The following is a 15,633-nucleotide window of genomic DNA, read 5'->3' as shown; positions in this document are numbered from 1 at the left end:
TGGAATGGCGCTCGTTCTCAGAGCTGGCCGGTGTGGGTGGCAAGGCTCACGGCCTGGGCGCGCGAATGCACGTGCAGCTTCTTGTAGATGTTCTTGATGTGGGCGTTGACGGTCTGCCCCGAGATGCCGAGTCGCAGGCTGATCTCCTTCGACACGCAGCCGCGCGCCACGCAGCGCAGCACCTCGCGTTCGCGCGCGGTCAGGGTGACTTCGCGCGTCGGCGTCTCGGGCGCGGGCGGCTCCTCGGTGCCTTGCAGGTTCATGCGCGACAGCAGGCGGCGCGTGAGCTTGGGCGTGATGACGGCGCCGCCGTTCACCACGTGCAGCACAGCCTGCGCGAAGCTCTGGAGCCAGGCGTGCTTGAGCAGGTAGCCGGTGGCGCCGAGCTCGAACGAATGGATCACGTGGGCATCGTCCTCGAGCGCCGAGATAACGATGATCTCGCAGTGCCGGTTGAGCTTGCGCGCTTCGCGGATCAGGTCGAAGCCAGAGCCGTCGCCGAGCCGCAGGTCGACCATGAGCACGTCGAACTGGTGGGTGGCGAGCAGCCGCCGCCCGTCGCGCACGCTGCCGGCCTGGGCTTCGAGCTGGATGCGCAGGTCCGAGAGCAGCTCCTGGGCGATCACGCGGCGCATGAATTCGTCGTCGTCGACCAGCAGCACGCGCACGGGCGCATCTTCCTGGCCCGTGAGGAAGTGCGGCCACAGCGGCTCGGGTGGTGGCACGACGCCACCCGGGTACATGGGCCGGCGCTCCTGCGCTCGGCTACCGTCGGGGCTGTCGGAAGAAAGAGGCACGGTATCGGGCATGTGATTTCCCTGTGGGATGGCGGTTGTACGGGTCGATCAGTCGGATCAGTCGGCGACGCAGCGCAGCAGCTCCTGCTCGAGCCGCAGCAGGATGGCGTTTCGGTCCAGCTCGGTTTCCGCGAACGCGCGCGCGGCGGCGCCCATGGCCTCGCGTTGCGGGCGCGACACCGCGAGCCGTGCAATGGCGTCGGCCAGCGCGTCGGCGTCGCCGGGCGGCACCACGAGGCCGCGGCCCGCGACCACGCGGCTCAGTTCGGTGCCTTCATGCGCGGTGACGATCACGGGCTTGCCGCTCGCGAGCATGCCCGCGAGCTTCGAGGGCATCACGAGGTCGGCGGCATCGGCGCGCTGCGGCAGCACGTGGATGTCGGCCATGCCGAGCAGTTCGTTGAGCCGATCGGCGGGCTGGAGATCGAGAAAATGAACGCGCGCCAGGTCGGCGCAGGCGGCCTTGAGCGGCTCACGGCTCGGCCCGTTGCCGCACAGCACGAAGTGGATGTGTGCCGCCGCCACCAGCCGGTGCGCCGCGTCGGCCAGCAGCTCGATGCCCTGCTTGTTGCCGAGGCTGCCCGCATAGAGCACGACGACGTCGTCGGCTGCGATGCCGAGCGCGGCGCGGTAGCCGTTCGGCGCCGGGACGCCATCGGCCGCCGAAGCGGCGGGCTGCGGAAAGATCGTGCGCACGTCCACCCAGTTGGGCAACAGCACGAGGCGGGTCTCGTCGATGCCCTTGCCGCGCGCCTTGTCGAGCATGGCGGCCGAGATGGTCGACACGCGATGGAAGCGCCCGAGCAGCCAGCGCTCGGCCGACAGCGCCAGGCGCCGCACGCGCGCGCCGCGCACCAGGCCCAGGTCGAAAGCGGCATCGACCTCGTAGTCCTGGATGTGCAGCCACGACTTGATGCCGAGCATGCGCGAGAAGAAAAGCACCGCCGGCGCGCACATGAGCGGCGGCTCCACGACGAAGACGATGTCGGGCTTCCAGCGGATCTGCCCGAACAGCAGCGGCACGCTCGACACCATGAACGACAGCAGATGCGCCAGCCTGGCCAGTGCGCGCGGCCGTGCGGGCACCCAGGTGGGCGCGCGCCACACGGTGATGCCGCCGCACTCGGTCTTGCTGTAGGCCCAGGCCCGATGCCCTTCGAATGGCACCCAGTGCGGAAAGAAGGGCGGCGACGCGATCACGCGCACCTCATGGCCCTTGGCGTGCAGCCACTGGGCCATCTCGCCCGAGTACTTGCCGATGCCGACGAGCTCGGGCGTGAAGTTCATCGAATACAGAAGGATTTTCACGGGGTCGATCTTTCGGGGGAGCCGCGGACCAGCCGCACGAACGGATAGAAGCCGAACTGCCGGCGCATGCGCACTTCATAGAGAACGAAGTCGGTCAGGCAGGCAATGAAGAACACGTAGTGCGGCTTGGTGGGGTAGAGCGGCACCACCACCGCGTACGACGCCAGCCGCAGCAGCACCTCGAGCAAGGCCCAGCGCCCGAGCGCGCCCATCGGCGTCTTCAGCGCGAGCTGCATCTCGTGGTGGATGGTGTAGGTGCGCAGCAGGAAGTAGGGCGCAATGCAGAGGAAGATCTCGAGCGCCTCGCCACCCATCTTCAGGAGCGGCGCGGCCAGCGTGATGACCACGGCGAGCCCGGCAAAGAGCACCGCACCGAGCAGCAGCGACTGCTTCGCGAGCTGCAGCGTCGAAGCCTCGTGGCTGCCACCCTCGACGCCCAGCATGGCGCGCGTGCGGGTGTACAGAAAGGCCTGTACGAACTGCGAGGGCGCCTCGGCCAGCAGGAACGCGATTTTGAACGCGCCCACATAGCCGAGCGGCATGAAGAACGCGACCACCAGCAGGTCGGACTTGCGCAGCAGGAACATCAGCAGCGAATAGCCGGTGGCGCGCGCCTGCGCAGGCAGCGCAAGCGCCGCGGGCCCGGCGGGCGGCCCCTCGGCCCAACCGGTGCGCAGGCTGGCCGCGCCCACGAGCAGCAGCGCCACCAGGTTGACGAGCAGTAGGTGCGATGCGCTGATGCCCACGCCCAGTGCCGCGAGCGCGGCGACGCCGATCAGCAGCACGGTCGCGCGGATGCCGGCTTCGAGGTTCAGCAACCCCGCATAGCCCATGCCCCGGCTGAACGACAGCCGCAGGCTGATGACCGAGAACAGCGCGAGCGTGACGGCCAGCAATGCGAAGGGCGCGCCCATCACCGGCAGGTGCTGCAGCGCGAGGATGCCCGCGACCAGCAGGATGCCCGCCGGCAGCCCGATCGCGAGCGTGCGCCCGATGTCGCCGCTCTGCACACCGGGCGGCACGTGTGCGGCTTCGCGCGAGAACAGCAGCGAGCTGCCGAGCGTGGCCATGACCATCGCCACCTCGAGCACCGACTGGTAGATCGAGTAGGCGCCGAACTCCGCCGGCGGCACATAGGCCGCCATGGCGAACAGCGCGACGAAGCCCGCGAGGTACACGTACAGCCGCGAAGCCAGCGCGCCCAGCCCGCGAAGCCCGGCACCGGGCGCGGCACCGAAGCCGGCCAGTCCGATCGCGCGGTGCAGGAGCGGGCTCGTCATTTCGACACGCGGGCGTCGGCCAGGAGGCCGGCGTCCACAGCGCGCCGCGAGCGCAGACCGAAGACGAAGGCGAAGTTCTTGGCGCGGCGCGCGAAATGCAGCGCATAGGTCAGCAGCGCCACCATGCCGGTGCGGCCTTCGAGCGCATGCGCCATCGCCATCTTGGCGCTGCCCTGAAAGTGCAGCGCCAGCACGTCGATCATTTCGCCAGTGGGCTTGACCACGCGCGGCAGCCCGTCGATGTGCACGATGCGCTTGGCCCCGCCGCGCACCTCGAATTCGTTCGGATGCAGGTTGTGGCCGCCATTGATGTTGTGATCGATCACGCGCCCACCGAACACGCGATTGATGGGCTCGAAGTTTCCGCTTGCCTGCGCCCACAGATGCAGCAGCGTCATGTCCGAGACGCCGCCGCGCACACCGCGCGCGCCGAAGCGCGCCGCGATCGCGCGCAGCTTGCGGCGCCCCGAGGGCGTGGCGTAGGTGTTGAGCACGAAGGCCAGAAAGCGGCGCAGGCCGATGGCCGTCCAGTAGCTCACATGCGGCGAGACCTGGCAGGGGTCCCAGCCGGCCGGTGGGCGCATGTACGAGCCCGAGAAATCGGCCTTGCCAGCCACGCGGCGGATGTGCGCACCGATGCCGCGGAACAGCAGCACGTCGCTGTCGATCAGCACGAACTCGCGGCAGTCGGGGTTGGCGTCGAGAAAATTGGCCAGCAGGAAATAGCGCCGAAAGCAGATCTTCTCGAACTCTGGCGGGTTGCTCGACAAGTGGACGTAGCTGCTGCACAGGCGCTCGTAGGCGGGCCCGGCGTCGGTGCCCGAAAGCACCACAAGCGGCTCTTGCGCCCGCGCGGCGGATTCGCGGCACAGTTGCAGCGTCTTGTTCTGGCGGTCTTCCACCACGACGAAGACCAGGGGCGTGTTGTTCATGTTCATGGAATGGGTCGATCGGAGTTGGCTGGTTTCAGGGCCGGGTGGGTGCGGTCGCGCTGCGCACCAGGGCGACGTGCGCGGGCAACAGGCGCAGTCCGTTGTCGAGCGGCAGGTCGAGCGTGAAGAGGCCACCGCGCGCCCGAGCGTCGGCGATCCAGCCGCGCAGCTGGTCGGCCGAGAAGCGCGGCGCGGTGGTCTGGCCCCACGAGGCGCCCAGCGGCGTGAGCAGGTGGAAGACCAGGTTCGAGGGCCGTTCGGCCAGGGTTGCCGACAGCGACGTCGGCGGGGGCGGCTGCATGAACTCGCCCGCCATCAGGTTCTGGCACGGTGCGGCGCGTGCGCTGAAGCGCGCCGGGCCCTCGCCCGCATTGAAAGCCAGCCAACGGTTCGCGCCGCCGCCGCTCTTTGCCGCGGCGCAGAGCGCGTTCCAGCTTTCGGGCGACATGCCCTGCGTGTTGTAGGTGCCGTCGAACCACCAGCCGCGGGCAAGCGGCCCGTAGTGTTCCGACCAGTAGCGGATCACCGCACTCCAGGCGGCCGTGAAGCGCGCGGGCGGCGGCTGCTGCTCCGACACGTCGCCCAGGCACGCCATCAGGTACGGGTCGGCTTGCGGCGCGCGGAACGGCAAGTAAAGCACCAGCCCGATGCCGCGGCGTTCGAGCGCGCGGCCGATCTCGAGCGGCAGGTCGCGCGGCGGGCGGTGCCGCGCGCTCTCGGGGCAGAGCGCCTCGAGTGCGGCATTGGGGGCGATGAACTGGCCGTTGTTCTGGCCGAGCGTGAGCACCAGGTACGAGGCGCGCATGCCCGCAAGCGCGGCGGCCAGCGCCTCGACGTCGAAGCGCGCGACGTCGGCCACGGTCTGCTTGTCGGGCAGGTAGTGAATCATCACGCCGAAGCCGGGCACGGGTGCCTCCTGCGGCTGGGCGATGGCGAGTGCCGGCGCGGCGCCGAGCAGCGCCGTCGCCGCGAGCCGCCGGACCGCGCGCAGGGCTTGTTTCTTCTTCATCATCTTCATGGCAGCGCTCCCGCGAGCACAGCCGGCTCGCGTTGCTTGAGCGTGAGGTAGCGCCCCGCCACCGCGCCCGGCGTGCAGGCCTCGGCCAGCGACCAGGGCCGCTTCGTCGCCCGGTGTGTGGCCAGGTAGTGGCCGAGCGCATTGAGGTCGCAGGCTTCGTCGTCGACGAGGAACGCGTAGCCGCCGAACAGCTCGCGGTGCACCGGTATGTTCGACAGAACCAACGGCACGCCAAGCGTCGCGGCCTCGGCAGCTGACAGGTTGAAGCCCTCGAAGGTCGACAGCGAGATGAACGCCGCCGCCCCGCCATACAGGCGGATCAGTTCGTCGCGCGAGACCAGGCCGCGGTGCCGGATGCAGGCGCGGAGGGCCGGATCGAGGCCCGCCACCATGCGCTTCACCTCGGCCGCGCCGTTGCCGGTGATGTCGAGGAAATCGACCATGCCTTCGCGCTTCATGCGCGTGAACAACGCCAGCGTGCCGCTGAAGTTCTTGTGCGGGTAGTAGTGATAGGCGGCGATCAGGTAACGCTCGCCGGGCGCGGCCCCGGCCGCGGCATCCGGTGCGGGTGCCTGCACCGCGTCCACGGGATTGAAGATCACCGTGGCATGCCGGCAGCGCGGAAAGTGGCGCTCGAAATCCTCCTGGCTGCTCTGGCTGATGAAGACCACGTGGGCCTGGCTGCGCGCCGCGCGGCGCAGGCTCCAGTCGAGCCACAGCCGCTTGGCGGCGCTGAAATACTGCGGGTACGACTTGTACTGCAGGTCGTGCACGATCACGATCGAATCGCGGTGCCGCCCGAACGGCGAAAACGGAAGGAAGTAGTTCGGGAACAGCGAGAGCATCCGCTCGCCCGTGGCCAGCATGCGCAGGCGGTGGTAGTTGTAGATCAGCGTCTCGAGCAGGAAGCGGCTGAACCCGACGCGCCGCGCCGCGGCAAAGAGCCGCGGATGCCGCTCGCTGACGGGCACGATGCGGTCGCCTTCGGAAAGCTGCATGCCGCGCAGCAGCAGGTCCGACACGTTCAGCACGCCGCCCGCGCCACGGTTCAGGCGGATGGTGTCGTAGAAGAGGTAGCTCGCCATGGCGGTATCAGGCCGTGCCGGCCGGCGCCAGCGTTGCGATGCGGCGATGCCGCCCGGCAGCGGCGCGCGCGCTCAGCACGCCCGCGAGCACCGCGGCGATCACGCCCGAGGCAGCGAACGGACCCCAGCCGAGGATCGGCCCACGCAAGAACGGCACGTACGCCGCGATCAGCACCAGCGCCACCAGGTAGCTGCCCGTCACCGCGACCGGCCGGTCGACGAGCCTGTCGGCCACGCGAGCAGCGGCCGAGATAGCAAGCCCGAGCAGCACCGGCCCCAGCAAACCGAAGTCGAAGTACGCCGTCGTGAAGGGCGGCAGCGAGAGATTGGCCTGCGAGAAGTTGTTCAGGATCGACGGCCAGCCCAGCGGATCGAAGTCGGGGAACATCTTCAGGTCGCGCGGCAGGAAGAACGAGAACGCCGACAGCAGGTAGCGTCCCATGCCGAGGTCGGGCGAGGGCGCGCGCTCGATGATGCCGGCCACGATGAACATCGCGTCGAAGTCGGGGCTGAACGGAAAGGCCGTGAGCGCCTCGTCCCAATAGCTGCCGCGCGAGATGAAATTCAGCACCGGGCCCAGGCCCGCGATGGTGCCGAAGACGAGCACCGGCAGCACCCAGCGCCGCCGCTGGCTGAAGACATGGATGGCGAGCGGCAGCAGCCCGATGAGCAAAATCTGCCGCGGCGTGTTGACGGGGTTGGCCGCCAGCGCCGCCAGCGCGAAGGCCACGCCTGCGGTGCTCCAGGCCCAGACCGTGCGGCGTTGCAGGGCATGCATCGCGAGTGCCACGAAGCACATCGCCACCATGAGCTTCGGCACCGTCGAAAAGACGATGTAGTCGACCGGCTGGTTGATCTCTACGGGGATGATGCCGCGCGCGACGAAGTTGAGGTCGGGCCGGACGAACAGCGCCGCGAACGCCGCGAGCGCGCCGCCCAGCAGCAGCACGATGGGCGTTGCCGAGCGCAGCGGCTGCAGCCCCGCCGCGGGCACCGGTCGCGCCGGTCGTGCGGGCGGGGCCGGCATGCCGAGGCGCGCCGCCTCGATGCCTGCCATGTAGAGCAACAGCAGCAGCAGCGCCTGGCGGTGCGCTTCGGTGCCGAGGAGCCCGGTGTCCCAGAATGCCACGTCGGCGGCGATCTGCAGCGCCGGCGCGAGCGAGAAGTAGGTGAGCACCGTGGTGTAGTGGATCAGCAGGAACATGCTCGCGCCGGGCGCGGCAAGCATCGCGATCTGCACCAGCGCCAGTGCGCAGATGGCCGCATAGCCCCAGGCCGGGTCTGCCCAGCCGCAGACGAAGGCCGCGGCAATGCCGAACCAGAAGCAGAGTGTTCTCATATGAGCCTCTTCGAAACGTGTCGGTGGTGTCCGCGGATCAGGCGTGCGCCACTTCCTCGATGGGGCGCAGCGCGCGCTGGTAGTCGATGTAGGTGCGGCGCAGGCCCTCGGCCAGCGGCACCGTGGCGCGCCAGCCGAGCGAGGCGGCGCACGCCACGTCGAGCAGCTTGCGCGGGGCGCCGTCGGGCTGCGACGTGTCGAAGCGGATGCGGCCGCGGTAGCCCACCACCTCGCCGATCAGCGCCGCGAGATCGGCGATGGTCAGGTCCTCGCCGGTGCCGAGGTTGATGTGCGCGCACGTCGGGGTCGTGTGCTGCGCATAGGTCTCGCGCGAAAGCCCCATCACCGTGATGCAACCCTCGGCCATGTCGTCGACGAAGAGGAACTCGCGTCGTGCCCGGCCCGTGCCCCAGATCAGCACCTCGGGCGCGTTGGTGGTCTTGGCCAGGTGGAAGCGACGGATCAGCGCGGGCACCACATGGCTGTTCTCGATGTGGTAGTTGTCGCCCGGGCCGTAGAGATTGGTGGGCATCACGCTGCGGTAGTCGATGCCGTGCGAGGCGCCGTACTGCCGGTTGTAGCTTTCACACAGCTTGATGCCCGCGATCTTGGCGATCGCATAGGGCTCGTTCGTCGGCTCGAGCTTTCCGCCTAGCAGCGCGTTCTCGTGGATGGGCTGGTCGGCAAGCCTCGGGTAGATGCAGCTCGAGCCGAGGAACAGGAGACGCCTGACGTTCGCAAGGAACGCCTGGTGCGTGACATTGGCGGCGATCAGCAGGTTCTGGTAGATGAACTCCGCCGGGTAGGTCATGTTGGCGTGGATGCCGCCGACCTTCGCCGCCGCGAGGTAGACCTGGTCGATGCGTTCCGTGGCGAAAAACCGCCGCACGGCGTCCTGGTCGAGGAGATCGAGCTCCTCGTGGCTGCGCGTGACGAGCTCATGCCCGAGATCCAGCAGGCGCTTCACGAGCGCCTGTCCCACCATGCCGCGATGACCAGCAACGTAGATACGCATATGCACTTTCGGTTGAGGTTGGTTGAAAGAGGAGACGAATAAAACAAGAAAGGGCGGGATGGCGCGTCAGCGCGACCCCTGCGCGCCGGCCACCACCGCGAAGGTCTTCAGCAGGATCGCGATGTCCTGGCGCACCGACAGCGTCGCGACGTAGTCGGCGTCCATGGCCGCGCGGCGCCGGTAGCTGACCTCGTTGCGCCCGCTGACCTGCCAGAGCCCCGTGATGCCGGGCCGCACCGCGCAGTAGCTGCTCCAGTAGCTGCCGTAGAGCACCTTCTGCGCGAACATGCAGGGCCTGGGGCCGACCATGCTCATGTCGCCCTTGAGCACGTTCCAGAACTGCGGCAGCTCGTCGAGGCTGTACTTGCGCAGGAAGGCGCCGAAGCGCGTGATGCGCGGATCGGGATCGAGCTTCTGGTACTTGTCCCATTGCCGGCGCGCCTCTTGGTTCTCGCGCAGGTGCCGCGCCAGCACCGCGTCGGCATCCGGCGCCATCGAGCGGAACTTGTAGAAGCTGAAGATCCGGCCGTCGCGGCCGTAGCGCGGCTGCTTGTAGATCCCGGGCCGGCCCGAGGTCAGCAGCACGCCGAGCCAGATCAGCGCATAGGCCCACCCGAGCACGAGGAAGAAGGTGCTGGCCAGCACGATGTCCATGCCGCGCTTGGTGGCCAGGAGCAGCCGCGAGCTGCCCGCGGGACGCGCCCGCGCGGTCGAGCGCAGGGTGTTCACGCGGCACCTCCCGAGGTGGCGGGAGGCGGCAGCTCGGGGGCGACGCCCGGATAGGTGTGTGTGCGCTGCCGGTAGGCGCCGTAGCGGTAGGCCAGGCTGCCGTAGTAGCGCCGGCGCGTGTCGAGCGCGTTCAGCACCACGCCCTGGAAGTGTGCGCCGGCGTGGCGCAGCTGCTTGGCAGTTTCGGTCAGGTCGCCGATCTCGTTGTCGCCGGCGCGCGCCACCAGCAGGAGCGTGCCCATGCAGGTGGCCATCTCGGCCGACTCCGACGCGAGCAGCGCAGGCGGCGTGTCGACGATCACCACGTCGTAGTTCGCCGACGCCTTCTCGAGCACGCGCGAGAAGGCATCGCTCGTGAGCAGGCCCGTCGGGTCGGCGGGCAGCGCGCCGGTGGTCATCACGTCCAGGTGCGGCAGGACGCCCTTGTGGACCGCATGGTCGAGATCGAGGCTGCCCTGGATCAGCTCCGACAGGCCGCCCTTGCGCTTGAGCCCGAAGCGTGGTGCGAGGCTGCTGCGCCGCAGGTCGGCGTCGATCAGCAGCACGCGTCGGCCGGTCGACGCTAGCAGCGCCGCGAGGTTGGCCGACACGAAGGTCTTGCCCGCGCCCGGCGTGGGGCTCGAGATCATGATGCGGTTGTTGGGTGCGCGCGGCACCGCGAACTTGAGCGCGGTCCGCAGCCGCCGCAGCCCCTCGAGCGCGGGGTCGTCGGGGTGCTGCAGCGCGAGCAGGTGAACGCCGGCCTTGCCGTGGCGAATGTCGCTGTCGATCTGGCGCTGCCGCGTGCTCAGCGGCACGGTGCTGTAGACGTCGAGGCCGGTGTGCGCCTCGATCTCGGCCGGGCTCGCGATGGTCGTGCGCCACGATCTGCGCAGGAAGGTGGCCGCGGCGCCGGCGAAAAGGCCCGCGAGCAGCGCGAGCGCCATGGTGATCGCGGCCTTGGGCCGGATCTGCTTCTCGGGCAGCAGTGCCTGGTCGAGCACGCGCACGTTGCCGATGCGGCCTTCCTTGGCGAGCCGCATCTGCAGTGCGCTGTTCAGGAGCGACACGTAGAGGTCGGTGTTGACCTTGATGTCGCGCTGCATGCGCAGCGAATCCTGCTGCAACTGCGGCATGCGGCGGATGCGCTGCTCCACCCCGCCGAGCGCACGACGCAGCGTGTTGATCTGCGCGTCGAGGGTCACCACGGTCGGATCTCGGAAGGTGAAGCGCTCGGTCAGCTCATGCCGCTTCTGCGTGGCTTCGAGCAGTCGGGTCTGCAGGTCGGCGTTCTGCGCCAGCGCATTGCGCGCCTCGTCGTCGAGGCTGACCGTGCCGTTCTGGTTGCGGTAGCGGTTGTACGCCTCTTCGGATTCCTCGAGCTGCTGCTTCAGCTTGGGCAGCTCGGTGCCGAGGAAGTTGAGTGCGCGCTGCGCCTGGGCGGTCTTCTGGTCGATGTTGACGCGTACGTAGAGCCGCGCCACCTCGTTGAGGAGGTTGGTGAGCTGTGCCGGGTTGCCGCTCTGCCAGCTCACGTCCATGATCGAGGACTGCTTGCCCCGCTCGACCACGCGCAGGTCCTTCTGCAACTCGAGCAGCGTGAGCTGCGCCGACTCGCGCACCAGCTTGAACTCGGCCCCGGGCTGTGCCGAGATGGAGCCCACGAGAAGGCGCACCCGTCCGAGCGGGGTCTCGGCGTCGAGCGGTGTGCCGACCTTGCCGGCGAGCGGCTCGGCCAGCTTGGGGTGGCGCAGCGTGTAGGCGCCGTCGGCGTCCGCGGTCAGCGCAAAGCGGCTGCCTTCGAGATCGGCCGGCACGTCCATCTGCGCGACCACGATGCGCTCGTTGCCGCTGACATAGCCCGACATGCCCAGGAAGCCCGGCTCCGACAGCGACCTGGCGCGCCGCGCGAGCCACTGGCCGACCACCGGCACGTAGAGCGGCTCGGCCTCGATGTAGAGCTTGGTGTTTTCGATCGCCTGGCCCAGCACCAGCCGCGACTTGAGGATCTCGGCTTCGCCCGCGGTCGGCGTCTTGGCATTGAGCGCGCTGCTCGCAGAATCGCCGACCAGCGTGCCGCCGGAACGCTCGGGGTCCTCGACCTGGATCAGCACGTTCGATTCGTAAACGCGCGGACCGAACATGGTGTAGGCCGCGCCGAGCAGCAGCGCGACCAGCGTGATCTTCGCGATCTTCCAGCGGTTGTCGATCAGGAGGTCGACATGCTCCCGGAGCCGCGAGGGTGGCTGCTCGGCAGCGGCTGCCGCGGCCGCCGTCATCGCCGCATCGGGGGGAACGGGAACCAGGGGTTGCCAGTGCGCATTCATGGAGGTCACCTTTTTGTGTTGCCTTGACGGGGGAAGGGGCGGAGGGTGGCGCTTCAGCGCCGGCTGGCGGTGCCGCCGAGGTTCACGACCTGCGCAGCAGGAAGGATCAGGCTGATCACCCGGTTCCAGCGCACCAGCGGCACGGGGTCGATGTAGACCACGTCGCGCGCGCGCAGCTCGAAACGGTCGGCCAGCGCCAGCGCGATCGGGTTCTTGGCGTCGAGGTGATAGACCTCTGGCACGTCGGAGTTCGAGTTGCGCACCACGTAGATCTGGCCCGGCGAGGCGGTCAGCGCCTCGGGGCCGCCGGCATCGCCGAGCGCCTCGTTGAGGCTCAGGCGCCCGTTGCGCATCAAGAGCGCCGAGGGGTTGCGGATCTCGCCCATGACGTAGACGCGGCTGTCCTCGCGTGTGCCGACGTTCACGATGTCGCCGTTCTGCAGCGGGATGCGGCTCGCGTCGTAGCCGTAGCGTTGCAGCATCGGCAGGTCGATCACCATGGTGCGGTCGCCGCGCTTGAGCGTGACGCGCGAGCGGTCGCCGGTCGGCGTGGTGCTGCCGGCGCGGTTGATCGCCTCGGCCAGCGTCATCGGAATGTCGGTGAAGATCTGCAGGCCCGGCTGGCGGACCTCGCCCTCGACGTAGACGCGCCGGCCGCGGAACGACTGGATGCGCACGCTGACCAGCGGATCCTTCACGTACGGCGCGATGCGCTTCGTGATGAACTCGGCCGCGGTGCGCTCGGTCATGCCCGCGATCCTGGTGCGGCCGATGTAGGGAAAGCTGATCTCCCCCTCGCCGTCGACGATGAAGCCCGGCGCCACGCTCACGCCGGTCGGGTCCGACTGCTGCGAGATCACCGCACCAGCGTTGGGCATCAGCTCGGGGTGGCGGTACACCACGATGCCGATCACGTCGCCTGGGGCGATGGTGTAGCCCGGCGCCTTGCCGAACAGCTGCTGTACGTCGGCCGGCACGGCCTGCGGGTTCAGCGCGGCCTGGGCGCGCACCACGTCGGGCGTGATGGTGACGATCTTCGGCGCCACCAGCTGGCCGCTGCCGTCGCTGCGCGTCGTGGTCCAGCTGCCGCTGTCGGGCGAGCCGAAGCCCGGCGCGCCGCAGCCCGCCAGGGCCAGCGGCAGCAGGAGCACGGCGAGCGGTGCGAGCCGGCGCCGGATGCGCGCCGGCGCGGTTTCCCCGAAGGGGGCGGAGGCGGCGCATGCGCCGTGCGGGGAACGGGCGAGTTCGAGGTGTGCCATGGGGATGTCCTTGCTCCTGGTGTGGGGGTCACTGCGGGACGTAGGCGCCGTGCAGCGCAGGCCCGGCGGCCGGTGAGACAGCTTGCGGCGGCGGCCGGCGCTCGGCCCCGGCGGTACCCGCGCAGGCGCAGGCGCAGACCCAGTCGCCGACCGACTTCAGGAACAGCTGCTGTCCCCTGGCCGTGGCGAAGGTGTGGTCGACCTCGCGCATGAATTCGTACTGCAGCGACTGGGCGAACGGCTCGCGCGCAAACGCGCCGAGCTGGTCACGGTCGTGGTCGCTGACGTGCAGCGAGCCCGAATAGAGCAGCTGCACCGCCACGTGCCGCTCGACCAGGCGGCGCATGTTGGCGCCGAACCAGGCGGCGCTCTCCGCCATCGGCTGCTTCTCGGTGAAGAAGCCCGGCAGCGGCGTGGCAGCATGGCTGCGCAGCACGCGGCGCAGCAGCCAGCGCTTGGCCTTGCCGGGGAATGAGGGATGCACCGGCGCGGCGAGCGCGCGGCGCAGCGTGCGCTCCCAGCGGGCACGGCGTTCGGGAAACGCGAAGCCGTCGAACAGCGTGAGCGCCACCACGCGCGAATCTGTCACGCCCGCGGCCACCGCATGCTCGACGCCCGAGCACATGGCCACGATCGCGAACTGCCGGATGCCGAGCCGGCTTTCGACCAGGTCCATGGCGGCGCGCAGGTCGCCGAGCGCGCGGCCCTGCACGTCGTGCGAGGTGCCCGAGGCGTCGCTGTCGCCGATGCCGCCGAGATCGAAGCGCAGGCTGCTCACGCCGCGCGCCGCCAGCAGGTGGGCGAGCTTGACGTTGATGCGGCGCGGGCCGACCCGGTGGTTGGCGCCCATGTTGAACATCAGGCAGGCCACGTTGGCGGATCCCTGTTGCCGCGGCGTGGTCAGCATCCCCACGAGCGCGTCGTCGGTGCCGAAGCGGATCGGTGTCTGCGACATGGTGTCATTCATGAAGGGCTCCCTGAAGACGGTTGAGCGCATCGGCCGGAACCATCGCGCTGTTGGGGTACGGGTCGGACGTCCAGTCGAGGCGGTGCTGCAGGTAGGCGAGCCGAACCGGCATGTGGCGCGACTGCTGCTCGGCCGCCCAGCGCGCGGTGGGTTCGTCGTCGGGACCGGTGAGCACCAGCGTCTCGTGCAGCGCCGTGAGCGGCAGCGAGGCCGGCGCCAGCGTCTCGAGCTGCGCGCGCAGGGCGGGCGAGAACACGGTGCCGAGCGCCTCCTCGGGCATGGCGTCGGGCTCGCGCGAGAGGCCGCGGCGCCAGGCCAGGTCGGGAATGCAGAAGGTGGCGTCGATCGCGGCCACGTGCTGCTCGCGCAGGTGGCGCGCATAGCGCTGGCCGTCGATCACCGGCTCCCAGAGCACCAGCCGAGAGGGGTCGCTGCGGCCGCTGCGCGCGGCCAGCACCGCGAGCGTGGCACCGAGCCGCGCCCCGATCCAGACGATGCGCGCATGCGGGTTGCGCTGCCGCAGTTCCTCGTGCGCGGTGCACAGGTCGCGGCGCCAGCCGTCGAGGTCGCCGTCAGCCTCGTCGCCTGGCGAATCGCCTGCACCGTGGAAGTCGAAGCGCAGCGTGGCCGTGCCGGTGCGCGCCAGCCGCTCGGCCAGCACCTTGAAGAAGCGGTGGGTGCGCAGGCCTTCCTGGCCGAAGGGCGGGCACAGCAGTGCCGCGCTGCGCAGCGTGAGGTGCGCTTCACGCGTCTCGCGCACCTCGGCGGCCGGGTGGTACACGCCGAACAACTGGCGCGAGGCCGGGCCGAACATGAACGGCAAGGCGCTCATTGGGTCAGCTCCCCGTGGCGCCGGGCACCGGGCGCGGCCCGGTGCCGCATGAAGGCGTCCACCGCAGAAGCGGCCGGCTGGCTTGCACGCACGCGGGTCTGCCGCCATTCCGCGATCGAGCCGACGCTGTCGATGCGCAGCGGCGCAGGCTGCAGCACCAGCCACAGGATGCGGCCGGCCACCGGCACCTCGACGCTGCGGCAGTCGGCTTCGATGCCGACCTCGAAGCGATCGGGCGGCACGATCAGCCCGAGGCCGATGGCCTTGAGGCAGGCCTCCTTGCGCGTCCAGCAGACCAGGAACGCATGCTCGCGCTCGGCCTGGGGCAGCGCCGCGAGGGCGGCATGCTCGGACGGCGTGAAGTGGCGCTCGGCCATTTCGAGCGCGTCGGGCACCGGGCGCAGCACCTCGACATCGGCGCCCAGCGGTCCGCGCCGGCCGATGGTTATCAGGCCCAAAGCATGGCTGTGGCTCAGCGAGAAATGCACGCGCGGCCCGTCCGCGAGCGACGGCTTGCCGAAGGCGCTGCGCGTGAAGCACAGCGCCTCGGGGCGCTGGCCGGTCTGCTCGGCCAACGCGCGCCTCAGCGCCGCGTGGGCGGTCACGAAACGCCGGCGATCGGCCGGAAAGCGGAACTGCGCGGCGCGGGCGCGCTCCTCGTCGCACAGCACCAGCTCGGCGTCGCCGCTGGCGCGGTCGTCGAGTTCGAGGTACCGGCAGACCGGCGCCTCGACCGCGGAAAGGGAAAAGTCAGCGTAGCCCATGG

The 15,633-nt window shown here is 69.8% G+C and carries 14 protein-coding genes; all 14 read right to left on the bottom strand.

Going from position 1 to position 15,633, the window contains the following annotated elements; genetic code table 11:
* Window positions 1-17 precede the first annotated feature (17 nt).
* Window positions 18-809, bottom strand: a complete 792-nt coding sequence (locus tag AC3A6J_RS19110; RefSeq protein WP_487861554.1) for a LuxR C-terminal-related transcriptional regulator — start codon at window positions 807-809, stop codon at window positions 18-20.
* 45 nt (window positions 810-854) lie between these two features.
* Complete coding sequence (locus AC3A6J_RS19105; RefSeq protein WP_487861553.1) at window positions 855-2,105, bottom strand: WcaI family glycosyltransferase; 1,251 nt, start codon at window positions 2,103-2,105, stop codon at window positions 855-857.
* Window positions 2,102-3,385, bottom strand: coding sequence for a lipopolysaccharide biosynthesis protein (locus tag AC3A6J_RS19100; protein WP_487861552.1), 1,284 nt, complete (start codon window positions 3,383-3,385; stop codon window positions 2,102-2,104). Before AC3A6J_RS19100 ends, AC3A6J_RS19105 begins: the two co-directional genes overlap by 4 nt.
* Window positions 3,382-4,317: a hypothetical protein gene (locus tag AC3A6J_RS19095; RefSeq protein WP_487861551.1), complete on the bottom strand. Its 936-nt coding sequence runs from the start codon at window positions 4,315-4,317 to the stop codon at window positions 3,382-3,384. The genes AC3A6J_RS19100 and AC3A6J_RS19095 overlap by 4 nt, the downstream gene beginning before the upstream one ends.
* Window positions 4,318-4,351: 34 nt before the next feature.
* Window positions 4,352-5,335 (bottom strand): hypothetical protein, encoded by a 984-nt coding sequence (locus AC3A6J_RS19090; protein WP_487861550.1) that lies wholly within the window; start codon window positions 5,333-5,335, stop codon window positions 4,352-4,354.
* Entirely contained in the window at window positions 5,332-6,420 is a 1,089-nt protein-coding gene (locus AC3A6J_RS19085; RefSeq protein ID WP_487861549.1) for a glycosyltransferase, read from the bottom strand. Before AC3A6J_RS19085 ends, AC3A6J_RS19090 begins: the two co-directional genes overlap by 4 nt.
* A gap of 7 nt (window positions 6,421-6,427) precedes the next feature.
* A complete protein-coding gene (locus AC3A6J_RS19080; protein ID WP_487861548.1) occupies window positions 6,428-7,759 on the bottom strand; it encodes a hypothetical protein in 1,332 nt (443 codons plus the stop codon).
* Window positions 7,760-7,796: 37 nt separating this feature from the next.
* On the bottom strand, window positions 7,797-8,774 hold the full coding sequence (locus tag AC3A6J_RS19075) for a GDP-L-fucose synthase family protein (protein WP_487861547.1): 978 nt from the start codon (window positions 8,772-8,774) through the stop codon (window positions 7,797-7,799).
* A 66-nt stretch (window positions 8,775-8,840) separates the two neighbouring features.
* Complete coding sequence (locus AC3A6J_RS19070) at window positions 8,841-9,503, bottom strand: sugar transferase (protein ID WP_487861546.1); 663 nt, start codon at window positions 9,501-9,503, stop codon at window positions 8,841-8,843.
* On the bottom strand, window positions 9,500-11,809 hold the full coding sequence (locus AC3A6J_RS19065) for a polysaccharide biosynthesis tyrosine autokinase (RefSeq protein WP_487861545.1): 2,310 nt from the start codon (window positions 11,807-11,809) through the stop codon (window positions 9,500-9,502). Before AC3A6J_RS19065 ends, AC3A6J_RS19070 begins: the two co-directional genes overlap by 4 nt.
* Window positions 11,810-11,862: 53 nt before the next feature.
* Entirely contained in the window at window positions 11,863-13,068 is a 1,206-nt protein-coding gene (locus AC3A6J_RS19060; protein WP_487861544.1) for a polysaccharide biosynthesis/export family protein, read from the bottom strand.
* A 28-nt stretch (window positions 13,069-13,096) separates the two neighbouring features.
* A complete protein-coding gene (locus AC3A6J_RS19055; RefSeq protein WP_487861543.1) occupies window positions 13,097-14,035 on the bottom strand; it encodes an alpha/beta hydrolase family protein in 939 nt (312 codons plus the stop codon).
* A complete protein-coding gene (locus AC3A6J_RS19050; protein WP_487861542.1) occupies window positions 14,028-14,867 on the bottom strand; it encodes a serine aminopeptidase domain-containing protein in 840 nt (279 codons plus the stop codon). Before AC3A6J_RS19050 ends, AC3A6J_RS19055 begins: the two co-directional genes overlap by 8 nt.
* Window positions 14,864-15,631 (bottom strand): 4'-phosphopantetheinyl transferase family protein, encoded by a 768-nt coding sequence (locus AC3A6J_RS19045; protein ID WP_487861541.1) that lies wholly within the window; start codon window positions 15,629-15,631, stop codon window positions 14,864-14,866. The genes AC3A6J_RS19050 and AC3A6J_RS19045 overlap by 4 nt, the downstream gene beginning before the upstream one ends.
* Window positions 15,632-15,633 lie beyond the last annotated feature (2 nt).

It is taken from the genome of Variovorax sp. Soil_C_39, from assembly GCF_057656815.1.
Note: the sequence above shows the minus strand (reverse complement) of the source record. Positions and strands in the feature narration are given on the sequence as shown.

Coding starts and splice junctions, on each gene's coding strand:
- AC3A6J_RS19110 (WP_487861554.1), bottom strand. CDS start 809: ATGCCCGATACCGTGCCTCTTTCTTCCGACAGCCCCGACGGTAGCCGA.
- AC3A6J_RS19100 (WP_487861552.1), bottom strand. CDS start 3,385: ATGACGAGCCCGCTCCTGCACCGCGCGATCGGACTGGCCGGCTTCGGT.
- AC3A6J_RS19095 (WP_487861551.1), bottom strand. CDS start 4,317: ATGAACAACACGCCCCTGGTCTTCGTCGTGGTGGAAGACCGCCAGAAC.
- AC3A6J_RS19090 (WP_487861550.1), bottom strand. CDS start 5,335: ATGAAGATGATGAAGAAGAAACAAGCCCTGCGCGCGGTCCGGCGGCTC.
- AC3A6J_RS19085 (WP_487861549.1), bottom strand. CDS start 6,420: ATGGCGAGCTACCTCTTCTACGACACCATCCGCCTGAACCGTGGCGCG.
- AC3A6J_RS19080 (WP_487861548.1), bottom strand. CDS start 7,759: ATGAGAACACTCTGCTTCTGGTTCGGCATTGCCGCGGCCTTCGTCTGC.
- AC3A6J_RS19075 (WP_487861547.1), bottom strand. CDS start 8,774: ATGCGTATCTACGTTGCTGGTCATCGCGGCATGGTGGGACAGGCGCTC.
- AC3A6J_RS19065 (WP_487861545.1), bottom strand. CDS start 11,809: ATGAATGCGCACTGGCAACCCCTGGTTCCCGTTCCCCCCGATGCGGCG.
- AC3A6J_RS19060 (WP_487861544.1), bottom strand. CDS start 13,068: ATGGCACACCTCGAACTCGCCCGTTCCCCGCACGGCGCATGCGCCGCC.
- AC3A6J_RS19055 (WP_487861543.1), bottom strand. CDS start 14,035: ATGAATGACACCATGTCGCAGACACCGATCCGCTTCGGCACCGACGAC.
- AC3A6J_RS19050 (WP_487861542.1), bottom strand. CDS start 14,867: ATGAGCGCCTTGCCGTTCATGTTCGGCCCGGCCTCGCGCCAGTTGTTC.
- AC3A6J_RS19045 (WP_487861541.1), bottom strand. CDS start 15,631: ATGGGCTACGCTGACTTTTCCCTTTCCGCGGTCGAGGCGCCGGTCTGC.